Here is an 18,771-nt window from a genome sequence, read left to right on the forward strand (position 1 = left end):
CCGTTCGGTGATCTCAGGCACGCAGCCTTACGCATCTCAAGCATGCCGTTCAAGTTATCTTTGGCAGGTCGGGCAGTAGAAAGTGGATCGCCCGGATTGCACGATCCGGCGGATTGTCGAGGTGCAGCCGGGGCTTCGACAGGGTTCATCCTCGCGTCCGTAAACGTCAAAGCTGTGCTGGAAATATCCAAGTTCGCCATCGGCTTGCTTGAAATCCCGCAGCGATGATCCGCCTGCATCTATGGCGTCGTTCAAGACGGTCCGGATGATCGGAACAAGGCCAGAGACACGGGTTTTTGACACCCGTCGCGCCGGTCGAGTGGGGTGAATTTTTGATCGGAACAAAGCTTCGCAGACATAGATATTGCCGAGACCCGCGATGGTTTTCTGGTCCAGCAAGGCTGATTTCATCGGTGTATTCCGGTTGGCAAGCGCCGCGATCAGGTAGTCTTCGTTGAACCCGTTGCCCAACGGTTCCGGCCCGATGGAGGCGAGGAGCGGGTGTGTATCTGACCCGACGGTCGCAAGCAGATCCATCGCGCCAAAGCGCCGGGGGTCGTTGAAGGTGATCCGCGCGCCGTTGTCCATATCGAGCACAACGTGATCATGTTTCTCGGGGGCCGGGTGGTCATGGATGAACTGGCCAAGGGGATCGCCTGACACCAGCATGCGCCCGGACATGCCCAGATGGATCAGCAGTGTTTCCCCGCTGTCGAGATCGGCCAGGATGTATTTCGACCGGCGGCGCAAACCCAGAACACGTGTGCCTGTCAGACGCGTGGCCATGCCTTTTGGGAAGGGCCAGCGCAGGTCAGGGCGGTTGACCCGGGCTTCGGCGATCACTGCGCCTTCCATGGCGGGTGCAAGGCCGCGTCTGACAGTTTCGACTTCGGGGAGTTCGGGCATTCGCAGTCTCTGACGGTTGGGCGCACACACGTCTTTCTTGAACGGTGGCTTCAACGTCAAGATAGGTCGTCTCTCGGCAATTGCGCGGCTGGAATTACTCGGTGGGATCCTGACGCAAAGTTTGCGCCGATTTGACCGTTTGTTCTTAGCCTTACATCTCTGTAGGAGACCTATGACGAAGCTGGGATGAAAGCAGACCTTTCTGATGACGGAACCGCGTGAAAACAAGACCCATTTCGGGTTTACAGAAGTCAACGAAAGCGAAAAGGCCGGTCGTGTTCAGGGCGTGTTCAGCTCTGTCGCGTCGAAATACGATGTGATGAACGATGCCATGTCGCTGGGCATTCACCGCATCTGGAAAGACACGATGATGGACTGGCTGGCGCCGCGCGCGGGACAGGAATTGTTGGATGTGGCCGGTGGCACCGGGGATATTTCGTTCCGGTTTCTCAAACGTGCAGGCCGCGGGCACGCCACGGTTCTTGATCTGACCGAACCGATGCTGATCGAAGGCCGGAAACGGGCCGAGGCAGAGGCGATGAGCGACAGTCTGGATTGGGTGGTGGGTGACGCCATGAACCTGCCGTTCGAAGACAACACGTTCGACGTCTATACGATCTCTTTCGGCATCCGGAACGTCACGCGCCCGCAAGAGGCGCTGAACGAGGCGTTTCGCGTTCTGCGCCCCGGTGGACGGCTGATGGTGCTGGAGTTCAGCCAGATCCCGAACGATCTGATGCAGAAAGTCTATGACCTGTATTCCTTCAACATCATCCCTTGGTTGGGACAAGCGATTGCGAATGATCGCGACAGTTATCAGTACCTTGTGGAATCGATCCGTAAATTCCCGGATCAGGACACGTTTCTGAACATGGTGCGGACCGCCGGGTTTGAGAATGCCAAGTATCGCAACCTGAGCATGGGCATTGCTTGCCTGCACTCTGGCTGGAAAATCTGACGTGAGGGGCCCGCACAATATTCTGCGCCTGATCCGCACGGGTGCCACCTTGGAACGCACCGGTGCGATGGGTGTGGTTCTGGACGCGTTCGATGCACCGAAGTCGTTGCGCGTCGCGGCGCGCTTGCTGGGCTGGCCGTTCAAATGGCTGGGATATCACGGCGACCCGACGATGCCGCCTGCGCCGCGTGCTCTGACAGCCCTTGGGCCCGCCTACATCAAGTTTGGACAGGTGCTGAGCACGCGTCCGGATGTTGTTGGCGATGAGATGGCACAGCAATTGCGGGTGTTGCAGGATAAGTTGCCGCCGTTTTCCGTGGGCGAAGCCAAGGCCATGATCGAAGCCGAGCTTGGCATGCCCGTTTCGGAGATTTTTTCGGAATTCAGCGAACCGGTGGCTGCCGCATCTATTGCGCAGGTGCACAAGGCCAGGTTGACCCAAAGCGGGGAGACCGTGGCGGTCAAAGTGCTGCGCCCCAATATTGAAAAAGACTTCCGCAAGGATATCGACGCCTTTTATTTCGCGGCAGGCATGATCGAGGGGCTGTCGCCATCTTCGCGTCGGTTGCGCCCCAAAGATGTCATCACCCATTTTGAAGGCGTTGTGATGGGTGAACTGGACCTGCGGCTGGAATCGGCGGCGGCGTCGGAATTTGCGGCGAATACCAAAGATGATCCGGGCTTTCAGCTTCCCGAGGTGAAATGGGATCTGTCGAGCCGTCGCGTGATGACGCTGGGCTGGGCCGAAGGTTTGCCCCTGGGGGACAATGCGGCGCTGGACGCGGCGGGTCACGATCGCGCAGCGCTCAGCCAAAGGGTGCTGCAGCTTTTCCTCCAGCACGCTTTGCGAGACGGGTATTTCCATGCGGATATGCATCAGGGCAACCTGAAGGTTGCTCCGAATGGGGACATTATCGCGCTTGATTTCGGGATCATGGGCCATATCGACGAATACACCCGCCGCGTCTATGCCGAGATCCTGTTCGGATTCATCAAGCGCGATTACAAGCGCGTGGCCGAGGTTCATTTCGAAGCCGGATACGTGCCCAACGACCGCGATGTCGACGAGTTTGCACGCGCGCTGCGCGCGGTTGGCGAGCCGATCTTTGGTATGGATGCCACCCGGATTTCGATGGGCCGCCTGTTGGCCTATTTGTTCGAGGTGACCGAACGGTTCGGGATGGAGACGCGCACCGAACTGATCTTGCTGCAGCGCACCATGGTGGTCGTTGAAGGCGTTGCACGGTCGCTGGACCCCAAGATGAACATTTGGGATGTCGCGCGACCCATTGTGGAAGATTACATCAAAACCAGCATCGGTCCCCGTGCGCTTGCCAAGGATCTGGGCAAAACAGCGCTTGTTCTGGCCCGCTTTGGTCCGCGTCTTCCGGGGTTGGTCGAACAGGCCTTGGTTGCCCAGGGGCAGGATGCGCCGGAACCCAAATCGAATACGGGTCGGCTGGTTGCGCTGTGTCTGGGCATCGGGGCGGTGTTTGGCGGGGGTCTTGTGCTTTTGGCCGAAGCGATTTTCTGAACGGACCGGTTGAAGTAACCATTTCCTAACCACCTGTCCCCTAGGTTTCTGCAAATCCGCAGAAGGCGAGGGATCCGGTGTCAGGCTGGTTATTGGTGAAATCCATTTGGGTAGCGGCGTTGTGCGCGGTCTTCGGCGCATCTGCCGCGCATGCCAATCTGTGCGATGCCGCGGCCTATCATGCGGCGGGTCAATCGGGCGTGCCTGCCGATGTTCTGCTGACCATCACGCGGCTTGAAACCGGTCGCGGCCCGGATGCCGAACCGTGGCCTTGGGCCGTCAATCAGGCGGGGCAGGGTACATGGTTCGGATCAGAAGACGATGCCCGCTCTTTCGTGTTTTCAAAGATCAAAACTGGAACCACCAATATCGATATTGGCTGTTTCCAGATCAACTACCGATGGCATGCTGACGGGTTTCGCAGTCTGGACGCGATGTTCAATCCCGAAACAAACGCGGAATACGCAGCAGAATTCCTGACCCGCCTCTACCGCGAGTTTGGCACGTGGTCGGATGCCGCCGCTGCATATCATAGCCGCACGCCGGAATTTGCCGAAAAGTACCGGGCTCGGTTCGAGGAATATCGATCCGGAATCGTGACGGCGCTGCCGTCTCAGCCAACACCTGTGGTTCGGAAGGTCGCGCACGCCGCCAAGGCCAATACACCCCGGCGCGGGTCGTTGTTTCTGGCCGAAACCGCGACGAAACCGTTCATCAATATCGGCAGGCTCAAATGATGGCGGGCAGCTTGCGCACCCTGTTCGGGCAGCCGACCGTTGTGCTTGCGGTTGCGTTGATGGCAATCATCGTGATGATGATTCTGCCGGTGCCTGCTTTTGTTCTGGACATCGGACTTGCCACATCTTTTGCGTTGGCGATCCTCATTTTCACGGTGACCCTGTTCGTCGAACGGCCGCTGGATTTCTCGGCCTTTCCGACGATCCTCCTTGCGTCCTTGATGCTGCGGCTGTCGCTGAACATCAGTTCTACGAAACTGATCATTGGTCAGGGGCATACCGGCACCGATGCGGCGGGGAACGTCATTCAGGGGTTTGCCGATTTTGTCATGGGCGGCAGCGTGTTTCTGGGGCTCGTGGTTTTTTGCGTGCTTCTGATCGTCAATTTCATGGTGATCACCAAGGGGGCGGCGCGCATGGCCGAAGTGGGGGCCCGCTTCGCGCTCGACGGGATGCCGGGGAAGCAGCTTGCCATTGATAGTGATATGGCGGCCGGCGCGATTACCCATGCCGACGCCCGCGCACGACGCGAGGTGGAATTACAGGAAACCACCTTTTTTGGGTCGCTTGATGGCGCGTCGAAATTCGTCAAGGGCGATGCGGTGGCGGGGTTATTGATCACGCTTCTGAACATCATTGTCGGGCTGATCATGGGCACGTTGGTCCACGGCATGCCATTGCGCTCTGCGTTTGAGACCTACGCGATCCTGACCGTCGGGGACGGGTTGGTGACGCAGATTCCGGCGGTGATTATTTCCATAGCGGCGGCACTTCTGCTGGCGCGCGGGGGGGCCATTGGTGCAACGGATCTTGCCATCACGCGCCAGCTGGGGCGCCATCCTGCGGCGCTTGCCACGGTGGCTGTCCTGATGGTGCTCTTTGCACTTGTCCCTGGCCTGCCCTTTGTGCCGTTCCTGACCGGAGGTCTGATACTGGGCGGTCTGGCCTATTGGGTCAGCCAACATCCCCCTGATCCCGCCGAGGTTGAAGAGGTCGATGAGGGCCCGGTGCTTCCAAAGGACCGGCCGATCGGCGACGCGCTTGATCTCGATGACATTCATGTCGAATTTGCACCCGATCTTGTCGACATGGTGCTGAGCCCGATTGACGGGCTGGATTCGCGGATCACGAATATGCGGACCCATGTCGCCAAAAGCTTTGGCGTTATCATGCCCGAAGTGCGGCTGACTGACGACGCGATGCTGAAGGATGGCACCTATGTTGTGCGTATCCACGGGGTCGAAACCGCACGCGGCGTGTTGCACCCGGATCTGATGCTGGCGCTGATCCCCGAAGGCACCACGGATCTGCCCAAGGGCACCGATGTGGAGGAGCCTGTCTACGGCGCCCCTGCGCGGTGGATCCAAAGCGCAGAGCGTGAAGATGCCCAGATGAACGGGTTGACCGTCGTGTCCCCCAGCGAAGTTCTTGCGACCCATTTGCTTGAGATCATCAAACGAAACCTCGGGCGGCTCTTGACGATGAAATCGCTCAAACGGTTGCTCGACGAATTGGGATCGCTGTCAAACACGGTACGCGCCGAGGCAAATCGGACGCTGATCGACCAAACCATTCCGGACAAGGTGCCGATGGACACCCTGCTTCAGGTGCTGAAACTCCTGCTCGAAGAACAGGTTTCGATCCGGAATTTCCAACTGATCCTCGAAGCGATTTCCGAAGCACGCGGGCAGGGTCATACGGCTGAATCCTTGTGTGAACATGTCCGGCAACGGTTGGGCTTTCAACTTGTGGCGTCGATGCGCCGCGAGGATGGGACCATTCCGCTGGTGCATCTGGCATCAGACTGGGAAAAAATCTTTGCGGAAAACGAACTGAAAAACGACCGTGGCGCGCCGGACGTGGCGCTTGCGCCCGGAGATTTCGAAAAGCTGTCCAAAAGCGTTGCCGAGGAGATGAATCGCGCGGGCCAGAAAGGCGTGTATCCAGCGCTTGTTATTCAGGGGCGGCGTCGCAGGTTTCTGAAAAGTCTGCTGGCGGCCAAGGGCATCACCAACCCGGTTCTGGCCTTTGAGGAAATTGGCCTTGATGCGAAACCTGCCATCGTCGGCACAGTGGCGGCCTGACGATGATCGAGGGACTCACCCAAGACCTGAACGCGCAAGTCTGGTTGATGTTCGCCGTCTTCCTGCGGATCGCACCGGCCATTGCCCTGATGCCGGGCTACGGCGAAAAATCCGTGTCACCGCAGATCAAGGTCATGACGTCGCTGTTTCTGGCCGCAGCCGTCGCCCCCATCCTGGAACCCAGTCTGCCACCGGAACGGCTGACCGGGACGGCGCTCATGCAGTTCACGGCGCGCGAGACAACCATCGGCGTGTTCCTCGGGCTGATCTCACGGGGGATGTTGTTCCTGTTGGAAAAGATCGGCGCGGTGATCAGTCAGACCGTATCCTTGTCACAGATGCTGGGGAACGCCATTGATCCGATGCCAGTGATCAGTCACGTTTTGACGATCACCGGCCTTGCGCTCTTTTTTGCAACGTCTCTCAATGATGAAGCGCTGTTCTGGCTGCTGTCCAGTTACTTTGTCGATATCCCGTATTTGCAGGATATCTGGGGATTTTTCGCGGAAACGATCACCGGCTTTTTCCAGTATATCATGACAAACGGTGTACTTTTGGCGTCGGGATTCATCGTCCTTTTCGTGGCCTATTACCTCTATTCCGGGTTCATCAACAAAACGATGCCGCAATTGATGGTCACCTTTATCGGGATACCGCTTGTCTCCCTGCTGTCGATTTTTTTTTGTACCAACATCATGAGTTGATCATGACAACCTGGGAAACCCGGGCGGGTCAGTTGACCAACTGGTCCTTAGAGTGGCTTGAATGACGGCTTCGGACGAAGACCAGGACGACAAGCCGTATGAGGCGTCGCAGCGCAAGCTGGAGGACGCCCGCAAGAAAGGTCAGATTGTCCGTTCACAGGACACGGTTGCGCTGGGTGCGGTGTCTCTCTTGCTGGGGTCATTCTCCTATTTCTTCGGGGCGCCGGCCTTTGGCATTGTCGAAGGGGTGCGCGGGATGTTGTCTGATTTCATTCAGCGCCGCGTTGATCTTTCGTCTCAGCAAATCCTCGGGGCGCTGACGCCATGGGTGCTTGAGATCGTCGTGGTGTTTTTCGTTGTCCCGTTCTTCGTAATCACCGCAGGTCTGATTGCGGCGCGTCAAATGGTGTTTACCCAAGACAATCTGAAACCAAAGCTGTCCCGATTGTCCCTTTTGGCGAATGCCAAGAAGAAGTTTGGGGCCTCGGGCCTTTTCGAGTTTTTCAAAAGTGTAGCAAAGGCGATGGTCCTGTCGACCGTGCTTTGGAGTATTGTGACGTCGGAAATGAACGCGTCATTTCAATCAATTGTCATTCTGCCCAAAGCCCTGGTGTTTGGTGAAATCTTTGCCAGCTTTGTCACCTGGCTGGCCATTATCGTTGGCATCTATGTCTGTTTTTCGGCGATCGACATCATGTGGCAGATCAAGGCGCACGCCAAAAAGCAGCGGATGTCACACAAAGAGCTAAAGGACGAGCACAAGAACGAAGAAGGCGATGCGCAGGTCAAACAGCAACGGCGCAACAAGGCGGAAGAGATCGCGACCAACCGGATGCTGCTGGATGTGCCAAAAGCCTCTGTTGTGATCACCAATCCGACGCATTACGCGGTCGCGCTCAGCTGGACGGGTGGGAAGGACTCGGTTCCCAAATGCGTTGCGCGCGGAACGGATGAAACGGCCCGTAAGATCCGGGAAGTGGCCATTCAATCAGGCGTCCCGCTGTACCGGGATCCACCCACTGCGCGGGCGCTTTATGCCAAGCTGAAGATCGGCATGTCGATTGATCATGATCACTACAAGGCGGTTGCAATTGCCATTCGCTATGCGCGCCGCATCCAGAAAATGGTGGAAGATGACGCCAGAACGTAAACTTAAGGACATCCTCAGGGTTCTGGAGCTTCAGCTGACGCAGGTTGAGGCGCGGCTCGCGCAACAACAAAGGCGAAATGCGGACCTGCGTGACCAGCAACTGGCGATTATCGAGCAGAAGGACAGTATTTTGATGTCAGCAGCAGAATCCTGCGCGCGGCAGCCGTCTGTTTTTGCCTATCAACAATCGCGGTTAAAGAAACTGACGCGTGACCTGGAGGCGTTACAGCCGGAAATGGCACAAGCCGCGATGGCGCGGTTGTCGGCTGAAGAAGAGGTCCGGTCCGCTCTCAGGGAGCGGATCGGGGTGCAACAGCAGCTTTCAAATCTACGGGCGCGCTCGCCTCAGTCCCTGAACGTGCAGGAACAAGCCGCAGCGTTGTTTGCGTATATGAAGTCGCTCAATTGACGTCCTGACGTGCCATGTCGGTGACAAGAACCGAGACCTGATCGTCCCGCAACACGCTGCGGGCCCGTTGTGTCAGCGTGGTGCGCACAAGGCCAAGGGTTTCCTTCGAGACCAGTTCGTCTTTGAACCCGTCCAAGGCCGCCAATTCAAACAACTCGTCAAGAAACGTGTCGCGGAGTTTTGGTTCGGCGGTTCGCACGTCATCCGCGCTGGCCGACGGCACTTCGAGCGCCACGGTGAGGATGACCACCGCGCGCACCCGGTTCCTGAGGATGACGGGCACAACAAACTGCTTGGGCAATTTGACAATTTCCAGGTCTGCATCTTCGGCGTCTGTTTCAGACGAGACCGGTGGCGGATTGTCTGTTCCCGCATGCGCGGTGTCGCCTTGCGCAGGTTGCAGAAAGATCGCAGCACCGGTGCCGCCGGCAAGGCCAAGGACAAGGGCGATGACGGGAAAAAGGATTTTTTTCATGGGTTTGTCACCTTTCAGAACGGCAGCACGGCGTCGAGAACTTGCTGACCGATCCGCGGTTGCTGAACGTCGCTGATCTGGCCCCTGCCGCCATAAGAAATCCGCGCAGACGCGATCTTGTCGTACCCAACTTCGTTCTTGCGGGTGATGTCCTCGCGCCGCACGTAGCCAGACACCAGCAGTTCCCGAAGCTCAAAATTCACACGGACTTCCTGCGTGCCTTCGATGCCCAGAACTCCGTTCGGGAGCACTTCGGTCACGGTTGCCGCAATGCGCAATGTCAGTTTTTCATTGCGGCGGACCGATCCGTTGCCCTCACTTTGACTTGCGGCGTCGAACTCCACCGCCGTGTCAATCGCCGCGCCGTCGGGCAGCGACTTATTCTTGCGTTGTGGGAGGCCAAAGAGCTGCGGAACGCCAAGATTTTCTGACGATGAGCGCCCCCGCGAGGTGGAATTGGAAATCTCGGCCTTGTCATCGATTTCGATGATCACGGTCAGGATATCTCCGGTCGTGAAGGCGCGCCTGTCGCCGAAGAGCGACGTTTGATCCCCTGTCCACAGTGACGCTCTTCGGTAATCGGACATATCGGCCGTGGTTCTGGGAAATCCGGAAAACACCATCGCCTGCCGTTCGCTGCTTGTGTCCTGCGGCGTAAAAGAGGGCGGTTTTCCAACGTGATCCAATCGGGCGCAATGGGCCAGGAAGAGGATACCGGACAGGGCAATGATCTTGGAGGGTCTCATCAGGGAAGGACTTTCAATGTGCCGTCGGCTTGGACCTCGGCACGGATCTGTGCGCGGGAGGTCAGGTTCATGGCGCGGATGACGTCCCCCGCCGCGCCGCGTTGCAGGGCGCGGGCTTCGGTCGAAATGGTCAGGCCGTTGATGGAAAAGATCGCTGGAATGATCTGGTTGCGTTCAACCACAGCCGGTGTCGCGAGGTTGCTGAGCAAAACGGGACGGCCCGCGTAAATCGCGCGTTGGACTTCCAAACCAATCACCGCGTCGGGTGACGTGGCAGCGCCGGCGACGGTGCCGGATTTTAGCTCGATCTGCTGAGCGGTCACGATTTCACGCGCGCGCAGCGTTTCGCGCGCGAACACGGTGTCGGCCACTGACGGGACGGGCGCGCATAGAAGCGTCGCGATTAAGAAAGACCGCATCAGCGGACCTGAGTTGTCGCGCCAAGCATCTGGTCGACGGCAGAGATGACTTTCGCGTTTAATTCATATCCGCGTTGTGCCTCGATCAACTCGGTCAATTCCCGCACCGGATCGACCGAGCTGTCCTCCAGATACCCCTGCCTCAGGGTGCCCAGCCCGTCCTCGCCCGGAGTTGCCACGAGCGGGCCACCTGAGGCTTCAGTCTCGCCGAAAAGATTGCCGCCAAGCGCCTCCAGACCCTTGGCGTTTGCAAATCCAACCAGATTGAGCTGTCCCAATTGCTGTGGTTCCGCGCTGTCGGCGAAATAGGCATAGACCTCGCCTTCAGGGTTGATCGAAATGCTGCGCGCGTCCTGGGGGATCACGATTTCGGGCGCGATGGGAAACCCTTCGGAGGTCACGATCACACCCTCTGCGTCGCGTTTCAGGGACCCATCCCGGGTATACGCCGTCTGACCCGATGGCATCGTCACTTCGAGATAACCATTGCCGTCAATTGCCAGATCGAGATCCGAGTTCGTCTGGCTGAGCGACCCTTGCGCGAGATGCACGGAGACGGCAGCGGGCCGCACGCCGAGGCCCACCTGAACGCCGGTGGGCAAGACCGTGCCATCGGCCGCGTTTACCGTGCCGGCCCGGGCAACCTGTTGGTAATGCAGGTCGGAAAATTCCGCGCGGCGCGCGTTGTAGCCTGTGGTGTTCATGTTCGAAAGGTTGTTCGAAATGATCTCAACCCGCATCTGCTGGGCGGTCATTCCGGTGGCTGCAATTTTGAGGGCTCGCATGTCCTGTCCTTTATTTTATCAGTGTTTTCAGGGCGTCGGTCGTGCGGTCATGCTCCATATCGAGGAGCTTTTGACCCAGTTCGTAGGATCGTTGCACTTCGATCATCCGGGTCAGTTGGGAAATCGCATCGACGTTTGACCCTTCGAGATGGCCTTGAAGCACCTTTCCGCTTTCCGAAGGTGCCAGCGCGGAATCTGTCCGAAACAACACACCGGATTCGCGCGTCAGATCGGCGCCGGGTTCCGGTTCCATGACGCCGATCTGGCCCAAGAGCTGTTCGCCAAGGCTGACCGTACCATCGGCGGCCACTTTGACATCGGCTTCGCCGGGCGGCACGTTGATCGGTGCACCGCCGGTATCCAGCACACGATGGCCGTCAGAGGACACGATGTCGCCGATGGAGTTCACGTTGAACGCGCCTGCGCGGGTCAGTCGAAGACCATCCGGCGTTTCCAGTTGAAAATAGCCGCTTCCCTCGATGGCAAGGTCCAGAGCGTTGCCGGTTTGGGTCAGGATGCCCTGTGCCGTTGACGTCTTTTTGACCCGGGCGGCGGCCATGGAAAGGCTGTCCCCGCCGCGGATCGCTTCGACATATTCCGAGAAGACCAGCCCCTGTTGACGGAATCCGGTCGTTGCCGAATTCGCGATATTATGCGCGATCAATTCCATTTCGCGCGTGAGCCCGGATTGCCGGGCCAGCGTGACATATCCGGTACTTTCCATATCTAGCTTCCTGCGATCGATGGCACGACAGCGACTTGAAAAAAGTCGACCAACGTACGCGTCATGAAACTCATCGACACCCAGAAGACGGCCAGCATGGCCATCAGTTTTGGCACAAATGTAAGCGTCATTTCCTGCACAGACGTCAGCGCCTGAAACAGACCAATCGAGACGCCGGTCAGAAGTGCTGCGATCAGGATCGGGGCCGAGATGACAACAGCGATCCGCAGCGCCTCGCGCAGAAGATCGAAGATAAAGCCTTCAGTAAACATGGGTCAAACCGGCATCCGGAGGATTTCCTGATAGGCTTCGACGACCCGGTTTCTGACCGTAACGGCCGTTTCAACGGCGAGCTGCGACTGGGCCAGCGCCTCAACCAAAGCATGCGGATCGGCATCGCCATACATCGCCCCCATCGCGGTTTCTTCGGTTGTTTTCAGTGTTTGCGCGAAGTTTTCCGTGATCTGCGCAAAGCTTTCAGCCACGGCGGCCCGGGGATCGGGGGTCGTCGCAGGTTTGAGAGCGGCATATTGTTGTGAGGCGAAGAGCGTTTTGACGTCCATGATTTTCTCCATTCTGGAAAGGTTATTTGCGCAGCAAATCCATCAGGCCAGACGACATCTGACGGGCCTGATCGAACATTTTGAGGTTCGCCTGATAGCTGCGCTGCGCTTCTCTTGCGTCGGCGATTTCGATCACGAGATCGACATTGGACCCGGTGTAATGCCCATCGCTGTCGGCCATGGGGTGGCCGGGATCATAAATGCGTTCACCGTCGCGACGGTCGAGGGTCACTTTGTCCACCTTAACCTCGGGCAGCCCGGTGCGCTGCAGTTCTGAGGCGAAGGAAACGGTTTTGCGTTTGTACCCTGGGGTGTCCGTATTCGCGACATTTTCGGACACGATCTGAAGACGTTGGGCTTGCGCCCGCAGACCGCTGGCGGACACGTTGAGGGCTTTTGAAAATGCTGACATGTGACGCCCCTATTGCTTGCTCAACGCGGCGCGGAGCATGCCGAGAGAGGCGCGATAAACGGCCAAAGCCCGGTCGTGCTGTCGTTTGGCAGCAACGGAATTCAGGATCTCGGTCTCAAGGTCGACACCATTGCCGTTCGGTTCCTGATTTGTTCTGATGACATTGTGCGCCACCTGAGTGGCGCGGGTGCTGTCGATATGTGTGTGCCGCGTGACTTTGAGAGCAAAACCGCCCTGAGCCCCCGGCGCAATATCCGAAAACGCAGCGACGGTTTTGGCGCGATAGTTCGGTGTGTCGGCATTCGCGACGTTCTGGGACGTCACGGCCTGTTTCAACCCGGCATGCCGGGCCATCGACATGGCGGTTTTGAACGTATCCAAATTCTGGAACATGGCGGGGCTTCTCCCTCGGTTGGTTCAACGAAGGCTTAACCCTGATTCCTTTAAAAAGGGTTTGCGACATCCGGAACGGAGACTTCGATGCAAATTGTGAACCTTTCAAATCTTCAGAAACGTGTTGCGGATATCGCGCCATTGTCACCGGTCGGCCGCGTCTGCGCCGTGACGGGTCATACGATTCTGGTTGAAGGCTTTGAGTCGGATGTCAAAACGGGTGATCGGCTAAAATTGGTGAAAGAAAACAAAACACACCTGACCGGTGACGTGATCCGGATCGACAAATCGGTGGTCACGATGCTGCCGGATGGGCCGTTGGATCAGATTTCCCTGTCGGATCGGGTCGTGTCCATGGGGCCAGGTCGCATCGCCCCGTGTGACGCGTGGATCGGGCGAATTCTGGATCCTTATGGTGCCCCACTTGACGATCAGCCTTTGCCGCAGGGGGACACACAGCTTGACGTGTACCACGATCCGCCCACGCCAATGTCTCGAAAGCCACTTGGCGCGCGGCTGGACACCGGGTTCAATATTTTCAACACCATGCTGCCGATTGTCCGGGGGCAGCGCGTTGGAATTTTTTCGGGGCCGGGCGTGGGCAAGTCCACGTTGCTTTCAAGTTTCGCGCGCAAAATCGAAGCCGATATTGTCATTCTGGTGCTTGTTGGGGAACGCGGACGCGAAATCCACGAATATGCCCGAACGGTGCTGGGTGAGGCGCGGACAAAGCGAACGATTGTCGTGGCGTCGGCCGCAGATGCGCCTTCAACCGCGCGGGCCAGATGTCCACTGACCGCGATGCGCATTGCAGAATGGTTCCGTGATCGTGGGTCGCATGTTTTGGTGATTATGGATTCCGTCACCCGGTTTGCAGAGGCGCAGCGGGAGGTTGCGATCATGGCTGGTGAGTTTCCCAGTCTGCGGGGATTTCCCGCGTCCACGCCGTCTCAGATTACCAAACTGGCCGAACGTGCGGGGCCGGGTCGCGTCGGGACCGGTGACATTACGGCAATACTAAGCGTCTTGGTGGCCGGATCGGATATCAACGAACCCGTATCCGATATGTTGAGGGGCGTGCTGGATGGGCATATTCTGTTGGATCAAATGCTTGCACAACGTGGGCATTTTCCGGCGGTTGACCTCTTGGCGTCTGTGTCTCGGGCTTTGCCGGACGCCGCAAGTGAAGCGGAAAACGCGGTGATCACGCAAGCGCGGTCTCTTGCGTCGGTGTATTCCGAAGCGTCGCCGCTGATCAGTGCTGGTCTTTATACCAAGGGGAGTGATCCACTGGTTGATCAAGCCATCGCGTTTCGTGGCCACTTTATGTCATTTTGCAAGGACACAACTGATGGTGGTTGCGATGCGAGTTTTGACCGGCTTCTGCTCTGCCTAAGGCGGTGTCAGGGGACGGAGATCACGAATCCGGGCCATGGCATGTGAACAGTTCTGGCGCAGTTCATTCAGACAGATTGCAATAGCATCAACGCCGTTTGCCGGGACGACATCGTTGCAGACGCTTGCGATTGTTTCAGTAATAGGAAGCGTTCGATAATCTCTTCGGAGGCAGTGGGCTGCGCCAGTTGAGACAGATCATCGGTACCAAAGACGGCCTGAGCCTTTGAGCGCATCCTGTCATGTTGTTCGTCAATGGAGAGATTACCGAAAGCCCTGGGCAGTCCGAGAGCGCTTTGTATCACCTCTTTCGCCGGGGGTGTTCCAAGAACCTGGTACCAAGCTACCGAAGGGGACGCGGCATTCTCAACAATATCGCGCAGAGCCCTTTCGAAACCCAAGGCAAGCCGCATGTCGGTGTCGACGTTACCAACAGAGATTGCAAAGCTCTCTGCCTTGTATCCGTCAAGAAGCTGTGTGGCGAAACGCGGATCGCGGGTGTTCAGGGGGACGCCCGAAGAGAAGTCGAAATCGGACGCAAGACGCCGGTATCTGCGATCAGATAGCTTGTTCGCAAGCGCATCCGCGTTGTCTACGCCCTGCTCCATGATCGTTTTGATGAAATGGCGGTTTTCCAAGTCTTCCGACAGCCCGTATGCACCGAGCACAACCTTCAACAGGCGGCGGTCCGAGGTGATGTCATCGGCAGTTTCAACCTTTGGAAACTGCGATTTGAAGTGCTCGGTCTCGGAAATCACAGCCGTTTGCGCGACGAGTAAAGACGTCTGGCTCTCTCGCGTTTTGGAAAGAAGCGACCATTTTTGCAGACCATTTCCGATCAGAACGGGTGAGAACGACATCCTAGGCCTGCTTCAAGAGAGACCGTTCGATCGCGAGCAAGCCGCGCAACGCTTTGAGGCCAAGGTAGATGTTACCGTCATCAATTGACGACCCGGCTTTATCGACCGCCTGAACGTAAGATGTGCGCTCGAAAACGCGCCGCAGAACATTGATCTGTTCCCGCAGCCGAGACGTCACGGCGGGACTGTCCACTTCGCCGCTCAACAGAAGCTGGGCCAGATAGCATGCCTGTTTGACTGGTGTGTTCACGTCGGATGGATGAATGGCGTCCTTCAGACGCAAAATCTTGGCGTGTTGGTTCACAATCGTGATTTTTGAGCGCCGTTCCCCATTTTCAATGACAGCTCCATTAATCAAAACGCGTTCGCGCGGTGCGAGCTTTAGGACCAGTCCGCTCATGACACCGCCTCGGACGCCGTCAAGCCGCGATAGATTGCCAGGTTTATGTCAATCAAGGGTTGGCAACTTTCAGATCCGGATTGGACGATTTTCGTGTAGTGCCGCACGAATTCGCTCAGGTAGAAGATCTTGGATTTCAAGTCTGGCGGAAGCACGTTGCCTTGTGAGGCCACATCCGACGCGAGAATGTTCCACAGCCGGGAATTGTCGTGCAGGGCAGCGACGAAACCAGGGAAATCCTCTTTTCTGCGGCAGGATGCGTTTTTCAGACGTCGGGTGGTTTCCAAGACGATGGACCCCTCCACGTCTCGCGCTGATCGTACGGATTGGTAGGCGTCTTGCTTAAGAGCTGAAGCGATCACCAGTGCACCTTTCTATTTACCCAGTCGTTCGAATTGGGGTCGCCGAAGCGACCCCAAGGAGATTATCGGAACAAGGACAGCAGGGACTGCGGTGCCTGGTTTGCGATCGACAAGGCCTGAACGCCCAGCTGTTGCTGAACCTGAAGTGCCTGAAGCCGTGCAGAGGCTTCTTCCATGTCCGCATCGACGAGTGTGCCGATCCCGGATTTGAGCGAGTCAGTCAGGCTGGAAATGAAGTTCGCCTGGGTTTCGATTCGCCCCTGAGCCGAACCAAAGGACGATGCCGAATCGATTGCGTTCTGGATCATGAACTCGATGGACACCAAAGCCGCGTCGGCACCGGAATCTGATGTGACATCGATGTCATTCAGTTTTTCCAGCCCGCCGCCGATTGTCACATTGGTAGGTGTCGTCAATGTGTCGACCCGTGCCGCAACCGTGTCGGTCGCATCGGTGACCGTTGAACTCAACTTCAACGTGCTGCCGGACGCGGTCACATTGAAGACGTCGGTATCCAGACCTTCTTCTGCTGCATAGATCGCGAATGCCTGGGCCAATCCTTTCGCGACATCGCCGGCGGTGTCACCGTCTCGCGCGATATACATGATCTTTTGCGCGTCTGCGGCAGACGTCCCGGTGGTGTAATCTGCAGCAGTAAACGTGCTTCCATCCGCGTCGGTGCCTGCGATTCCAAGACTGAAGACCTGGCCCGCGCCGGTTGGCGTCGTGACAACCAGATCAGCGGTTTGCGTCGCATTGAGGGTCGCGGCGGCGGTCAAGTTCGCAACTGTACCGCCGGTGACGGAACTTGCCGCTGTACCAAGGTCTTTCTTGGATACAGTGATATCACTTGCAGAAACGCCAGACGCTGACCGGTCGAGCGAAGCAAGAACCTTCACATTCCCAGAGCCCGCATCCGTTTCCCGGTTGGAGAGCAGGTTCAGACCGTTGAACTGCGCCGCCCCAACGACGGCATTGATTTGATCGCGAAGGGCGACAATGTCGGTTTGGATTTTCGCGCGATCCACGTTTTGTTCTTGAGACGCAACGATCTTGCCCTTCATTTCGGTGAGCAAATCCGTAACCGTTTCGGCACCGTTTCGTGCCACAGCCACAGTGGATTCACCCAAATTCAGGCTGTCGGAAATTCCTTGAAACCCCTTAACATCGGATTCCATGACCTTGGAAATCGCCCACACAGCGGCATTGTCTTTTGCCGTTGCGACGGATTTCCCTGTGGAAATCTCGTTTTGCGTTCCGGTCAATTGAGAATTGATCGATTTAAGGGTTTGCAACGCCACCATAGCGCCATTGTTTGTCAAAATACTGGACATCTTGTTCCTTTCAGGAGTGCTTCGCACAAATTTGAGAGCAACGCGCATTTGCAACGTTTCTCGGATAAACGGCCGTACTGGCACCTACTGACTTAAAGCTCGCGCCACTTGAAAAGTGCGCCTTGATCAATGCCTAAGAATTGTGAGTCAATTGTTAAGCCCTGCCATCTGAAGGCGGAAAATTTGCCGAAAATGAGATAGGAATATTCGCGATGCATTAGTGTAGTGTGAAGGATTGTGGCCCTAAACAATTAGAATGATGATAGGTACGATCCCTTTTGTGAACTTGAATAACGATCCTATGGCCACGGAGGTGGTGTCGGGTCACGCAAGGGGCGAGGGTCGCAATCACAAGGAGATGAGCTTTCTTGCTCTTTTTGAGAGTCCTAATTCTGTTGCTACGACAAAAGTGATTAATGAACCTTCTCCAAGTTCAAAAGCTACTCAAGTGCATGAAATTGGTGAATTTGACGCGCTTAGGATTTATGATGTGGTTCCAGGCACGAAAGAGACAAAATTTTCGCTAAATTTTAAAACCGCTGATCATGGTTTCTTAGAACAGGCAGAAAACTCATTTCCAGAGGCAGCGACCATAATGGTGCGCTTGACCAACGAAGAAATTGGGGTAGTTGAAAGCGAATCCGAAGTTGTGATGTCGCAGAAAGAAGTATCTGTTGTGCGACAATCCGCCGTTCCCATCCTTGATGATCCATCCACGATGGGGATTTCCAAGGCTATGGGTCAGCAGGAAAAGGATTTAATAGAATTACAGACGGCGAAATCTCATGATTCTGACGTCAGAATTAGAAGAATGGACGAAACGCTAAATTCCTCCTTTTTGGATGATCGTGAAGAAATCAAGCGCGATGTTCAGAGAGCGAAATTACCAATCCCAAGCGAGGATTTCGTCAAATTATCTCAAAATGGGAACGGATTTGAGAAAAACACCGTAGAGATGCGTTCTCGATTTGGTTCGTTAGAGTTGAAGAAATTGGAAGATCAATCAAATGGGTTGGTTAAGCCACTCAATATGCGAGATGCAGTTAATGGCGTAGACAGTTTGGTCCGCGGTCAGCAAAAAAATTCAAGTTTTGGTAGGCCAGAAGCGTTTGACGGTGATATTGGCGACGGTGCGAAGAAGTTGCATCAGACGGTGCATCCGCACAGCGCAAAGAGTGTCGACACTCTTTCCTCACTTGAGGCTTCCGATCCGCGTGAACATGGGAATATCGGGCGCGATGACTTAAAAGTCGCCGTGCCGCGTCACATAATTTCACACGAGGTTTTCACATCGGGACAAACCCAAAATCCTGTTGAACGGGGACCGGCGGCGAAGAATGTGTCACCGTCACCGTCACCGTCACCGTCACCGTCACCGTCACCGTCACCGTCACCGTCACCGTCACCGTCACCGTCACCGT

Annotated in this window: 23 protein-coding genes; 9 read left to right on the forward strand and 14 right to left on the reverse strand. The window is 56.6% G+C overall.

The features are described from left to right. Positions 1–54: 54 nt before the first annotated feature. Positions 55–906, reverse strand: a complete 852-nt coding sequence (mutM, locus tag MWU54_RS15240) for a bifunctional DNA-formamidopyrimidine glycosylase/DNA-(apurinic or apyrimidinic site) lyase (RefSeq protein WP_247085397.1) — start codon at positions 904–906, stop codon at positions 55–57. 205 nt (positions 907–1,111) lie between these two features. On the opposite strand from mutM, the gene ubiE reads away from it, so the two are divergent. From ubiE to MWU54_RS15275, 7 genes are all read left to right on the forward strand, one after another. Further along, the gene (gene ubiE / locus MWU54_RS15245; protein ID WP_247085399.1) at positions 1,112–1,864 is read left to right on the forward strand and encodes a bifunctional demethylmenaquinone methyltransferase/2-methoxy-6-polyprenyl-1,4-benzoquinol methylase UbiE; all 753 of its coding nucleotides are present in this window, start codon (positions 1,112–1,114) and stop codon (positions 1,862–1,864) included. A 1-nt stretch (position 1,865) separates the two neighbouring features. Continuing rightward, entirely contained in the window at positions 1,866–3,398 is a 1,533-nt protein-coding gene (gene ubiB / locus MWU54_RS15250; RefSeq protein ID WP_247085401.1) for a 2-polyprenylphenol 6-hydroxylase, read from the forward strand. Positions 3,399–3,493: 95 nt separating this feature from the next. Beyond that, positions 3,494–4,135 carry a transglycosylase SLT domain-containing protein gene (locus MWU54_RS15255; protein WP_247085403.1) on the forward strand — a complete coding sequence of 214 codons (642 nt, stop codon included), beginning with the start codon at positions 3,494–3,496 and terminating at the stop codon, positions 4,133–4,135. Beyond that, positions 4,132–6,219, forward strand: coding sequence for a flagellar biosynthesis protein FlhA (gene flhA, locus MWU54_RS15260; RefSeq protein WP_247085405.1), 2,088 nt, complete (start codon positions 4,132–4,134; stop codon positions 6,217–6,219). The genes MWU54_RS15255 and flhA overlap by 4 nt, the downstream gene beginning before the upstream one ends. Positions 6,220–6,221: 2 nt before the next feature. Then, positions 6,222–6,923 (forward strand): flagellar biosynthetic protein FliR, encoded by a 702-nt coding sequence (locus tag MWU54_RS15265; protein WP_247085407.1) that lies wholly within the window; start codon positions 6,222–6,224, stop codon positions 6,921–6,923. Positions 6,924–6,984: 61 nt separating this feature from the next. Beyond that, positions 6,985–8,073 (forward strand): flagellar type III secretion system protein FlhB, encoded by a 1,089-nt coding sequence (locus MWU54_RS15270; protein WP_247085409.1) that lies wholly within the window; start codon positions 6,985–6,987, stop codon positions 8,071–8,073. Continuing rightward, positions 8,057–8,482 carry a hypothetical protein gene (locus tag MWU54_RS15275; RefSeq protein WP_247085411.1) on the forward strand — a complete coding sequence of 142 codons (426 nt, stop codon included), beginning with the start codon at positions 8,057–8,059 and terminating at the stop codon, positions 8,480–8,482. The genes MWU54_RS15270 and MWU54_RS15275 overlap by 17 nt, the downstream gene beginning before the upstream one ends. Here MWU54_RS15275 and MWU54_RS15280 read toward each other — a convergent pair. From MWU54_RS15280 to MWU54_RS15320, 9 genes are read right to left on the reverse strand one after another with little or no spacing between them, the layout of a single operon-like run. Then, positions 8,475–8,957, reverse strand: a complete 483-nt coding sequence (locus MWU54_RS15280; RefSeq protein ID WP_247085413.1) for a flagellar basal body-associated FliL family protein — start codon at positions 8,955–8,957, stop codon at positions 8,475–8,477. The two genes, MWU54_RS15275 and MWU54_RS15280, sit on opposite strands and share 8 nt — an antisense overlap. Before the next feature lie 14 nt (positions 8,958–8,971). Then, entirely contained in the window at positions 8,972–9,703 is a 732-nt protein-coding gene (flgH, locus tag MWU54_RS15285) for a flagellar basal body L-ring protein FlgH (RefSeq protein WP_247085415.1), read from the reverse strand. Then, positions 9,703–10,122, reverse strand: a complete 420-nt coding sequence (flgA, locus tag MWU54_RS15290; protein ID WP_247085417.1) for a flagellar basal body P-ring formation chaperone FlgA — start codon at positions 10,120–10,122, stop codon at positions 9,703–9,705. Before flgA ends, flgH begins: the two co-directional genes overlap by 1 nt. Beyond that, positions 10,122–10,907, reverse strand: coding sequence for a flagellar basal-body rod protein FlgG (flgG, locus tag MWU54_RS15295; protein ID WP_247085419.1), 786 nt, complete (start codon positions 10,905–10,907; stop codon positions 10,122–10,124). Before flgG ends, flgA begins: the two co-directional genes overlap by 1 nt. A gap of 10 nt (positions 10,908–10,917) precedes the next feature. Then, positions 10,918–11,631 carry a flagellar hook-basal body complex protein gene (locus tag MWU54_RS15300; RefSeq protein WP_247085421.1) on the reverse strand — a complete coding sequence of 238 codons (714 nt, stop codon included), beginning with the start codon at positions 11,629–11,631 and terminating at the stop codon, positions 10,918–10,920. A 2-nt stretch (positions 11,632–11,633) separates the two neighbouring features. Continuing rightward, positions 11,634–11,903 carry a flagellar biosynthetic protein FliQ gene (locus MWU54_RS15305; RefSeq protein ID WP_247085423.1) on the reverse strand — a complete coding sequence of 90 codons (270 nt, stop codon included), beginning with the start codon at positions 11,901–11,903 and terminating at the stop codon, positions 11,634–11,636. A 3-nt stretch (positions 11,904–11,906) separates the two neighbouring features. Further along, positions 11,907–12,194, reverse strand: coding sequence for a flagellar hook-basal body complex protein FliE (fliE, locus tag MWU54_RS15310; RefSeq protein WP_247085425.1), 288 nt, complete (start codon positions 12,192–12,194; stop codon positions 11,907–11,909). A gap of 22 nt (positions 12,195–12,216) precedes the next feature. Next, entirely contained in the window at positions 12,217–12,606 is a 390-nt protein-coding gene (gene flgC / locus MWU54_RS15315; RefSeq protein WP_247085427.1) for a flagellar basal body rod protein FlgC, read from the reverse strand. Positions 12,607–12,615: 9 nt separating this feature from the next. Next, a complete protein-coding gene (locus MWU54_RS15320) occupies positions 12,616–12,999 on the reverse strand; it encodes a FlgB family protein (RefSeq protein ID WP_247085429.1) in 384 nt (127 codons plus the stop codon). Positions 13,000–13,086: 87 nt separating this feature from the next. On the opposite strand from MWU54_RS15320, the gene MWU54_RS15325 reads away from it, so the two are divergent. Beyond that, the gene (locus MWU54_RS15325; RefSeq protein WP_247085431.1) at positions 13,087–14,442 is read left to right on the forward strand and encodes a FliI/YscN family ATPase; all 1,356 of its coding nucleotides are present in this window, start codon (positions 13,087–13,089) and stop codon (positions 14,440–14,442) included. Between the two features lie 20 nt (positions 14,443–14,462). Here MWU54_RS15325 and MWU54_RS15330 read toward each other — a convergent pair whose 3' ends face one another. The 4 genes from MWU54_RS15330 to MWU54_RS15345 all read right to left on the reverse strand — a co-directional run bounded on the left by MWU54_RS15330 (position 14,463) and on the right by MWU54_RS15345 (position 17,350). After that, positions 14,463–15,254: a DUF1217 domain-containing protein gene (locus tag MWU54_RS15330; RefSeq protein ID WP_247085433.1), complete on the reverse strand. Its 792-nt coding sequence runs from the start codon at positions 15,252–15,254 to the stop codon at positions 14,463–14,465. A gap of 1 nt (position 15,255) precedes the next feature. Continuing rightward, on the reverse strand, positions 15,256–15,654 hold the full coding sequence (locus MWU54_RS15335) for a flagellar biosynthesis repressor FlbT (RefSeq protein WP_247085435.1): 399 nt from the start codon (positions 15,652–15,654) through the stop codon (positions 15,256–15,258). Continuing rightward, complete coding sequence (gene flaF / locus MWU54_RS15340) at positions 15,651–16,016, reverse strand: flagellar biosynthesis regulator FlaF (RefSeq protein WP_348647658.1); 366 nt, start codon at positions 16,014–16,016, stop codon at positions 15,651–15,653. Before flaF ends, MWU54_RS15335 begins: the two co-directional genes overlap by 4 nt. A 62-nt stretch (positions 16,017–16,078) precedes the next feature. Next, positions 16,079–17,350, reverse strand: coding sequence for a flagellin (locus MWU54_RS15345; RefSeq protein WP_247085453.1), 1,272 nt, complete (start codon positions 17,348–17,350; stop codon positions 16,079–16,081). Between the two features lie 358 nt (positions 17,351–17,708). On the opposite strand from MWU54_RS15345, the gene MWU54_RS15350 reads away from it, so the two are divergent. Next, positions 17,709–18,771: hypothetical protein (locus MWU54_RS15350; protein ID WP_247085439.1), on the forward strand; the 1,063-nt coding region annotated here is incomplete at its 3' end.

This window comes from Marivita sp. S6314, assembly GCF_023015985.1.
Classification (GTDB): Bacteria; Pseudomonadota; Alphaproteobacteria; order Rhodobacterales; family Rhodobacteraceae; genus Marivita.

Coding starts and splice junctions, on each gene's coding strand:
- fliE (WP_247085425.1), bottom strand. CDS start 12,194: ATGGACGTCAAAACGCTCTTCGCCTCACAACAATATGCCGCTCTCAAA.
- MWU54_RS15280 (WP_247085413.1), bottom strand. CDS start 8,957: ATGAAAAAAATCCTTTTTCCCGTCATCGCCCTTGTCCTTGGCCTTGCC.
- MWU54_RS15275 (WP_247085411.1), top strand. CDS start 8,057: ATGACGCCAGAACGTAAACTTAAGGACATCCTCAGGGTTCTGGAGCTT.
- flgA (WP_247085417.1), bottom strand. CDS start 10,122: ATGCGGTCTTTCTTAATCGCGACGCTTCTATGCGCGCCCGTCCCGTCA.
- MWU54_RS15330 (WP_247085433.1), bottom strand. CDS start 15,254: ATGTCGTTCTCACCCGTTCTGATCGGAAATGGTCTGCAAAAATGGTCG.
- flgC (WP_247085427.1), bottom strand. CDS start 12,606: ATGTCAGCATTTTCAAAAGCCCTCAACGTGTCCGCCAGCGGTCTGCGG.
- ubiE (WP_247085399.1), top strand. CDS start 1,112: ATGACGGAACCGCGTGAAAACAAGACCCATTTCGGGTTTACAGAAGTC.
- flgH (WP_247085415.1), bottom strand. CDS start 9,703: ATGAGACCCTCCAAGATCATTGCCCTGTCCGGTATCCTCTTCCTGGCC.
- MWU54_RS15345 (WP_247085453.1), bottom strand. CDS start 17,350: ATGTCCAGTATTTTGACAAACAATGGCGCTATGGTGGCGTTGCAAACC.
- mutM (WP_247085397.1), bottom strand. CDS start 906: ATGCCCGAACTCCCCGAAGTCGAAACTGTCAGACGCGGCCTTGCACCC.
- MWU54_RS15335 (WP_247085435.1), bottom strand. CDS start 15,654: ATGAGCGGACTGGTCCTAAAGCTCGCACCGCGCGAACGCGTTTTGATT.
- flhA (WP_247085405.1), top strand. CDS start 4,132: ATGATGGCGGGCAGCTTGCGCACCCTGTTCGGGCAGCCGACCGTTGTG.
- MWU54_RS15265 (WP_247085407.1), top strand. CDS start 6,222: ATGATCGAGGGACTCACCCAAGACCTGAACGCGCAAGTCTGGTTGATG.
- flgG (WP_247085419.1), bottom strand. CDS start 10,907: ATGCGAGCCCTCAAAATTGCAGCCACCGGAATGACCGCCCAGCAGATG.
- MWU54_RS15305 (WP_247085423.1), bottom strand. CDS start 11,903: ATGTTTACTGAAGGCTTTATCTTCGATCTTCTGCGCGAGGCGCTGCGG.
- MWU54_RS15325 (WP_247085431.1), top strand. CDS start 13,087: ATGCAAATTGTGAACCTTTCAAATCTTCAGAAACGTGTTGCGGATATC.
- MWU54_RS15270 (WP_247085409.1), top strand. CDS start 6,985: ATGACGGCTTCGGACGAAGACCAGGACGACAAGCCGTATGAGGCGTCG.
- MWU54_RS15300 (WP_247085421.1), bottom strand. CDS start 11,631: ATGGAAAGTACCGGATATGTCACGCTGGCCCGGCAATCCGGGCTCACG.
- MWU54_RS15320 (WP_247085429.1), bottom strand. CDS start 12,999: ATGTTCCAGAATTTGGATACGTTCAAAACCGCCATGTCGATGGCCCGG.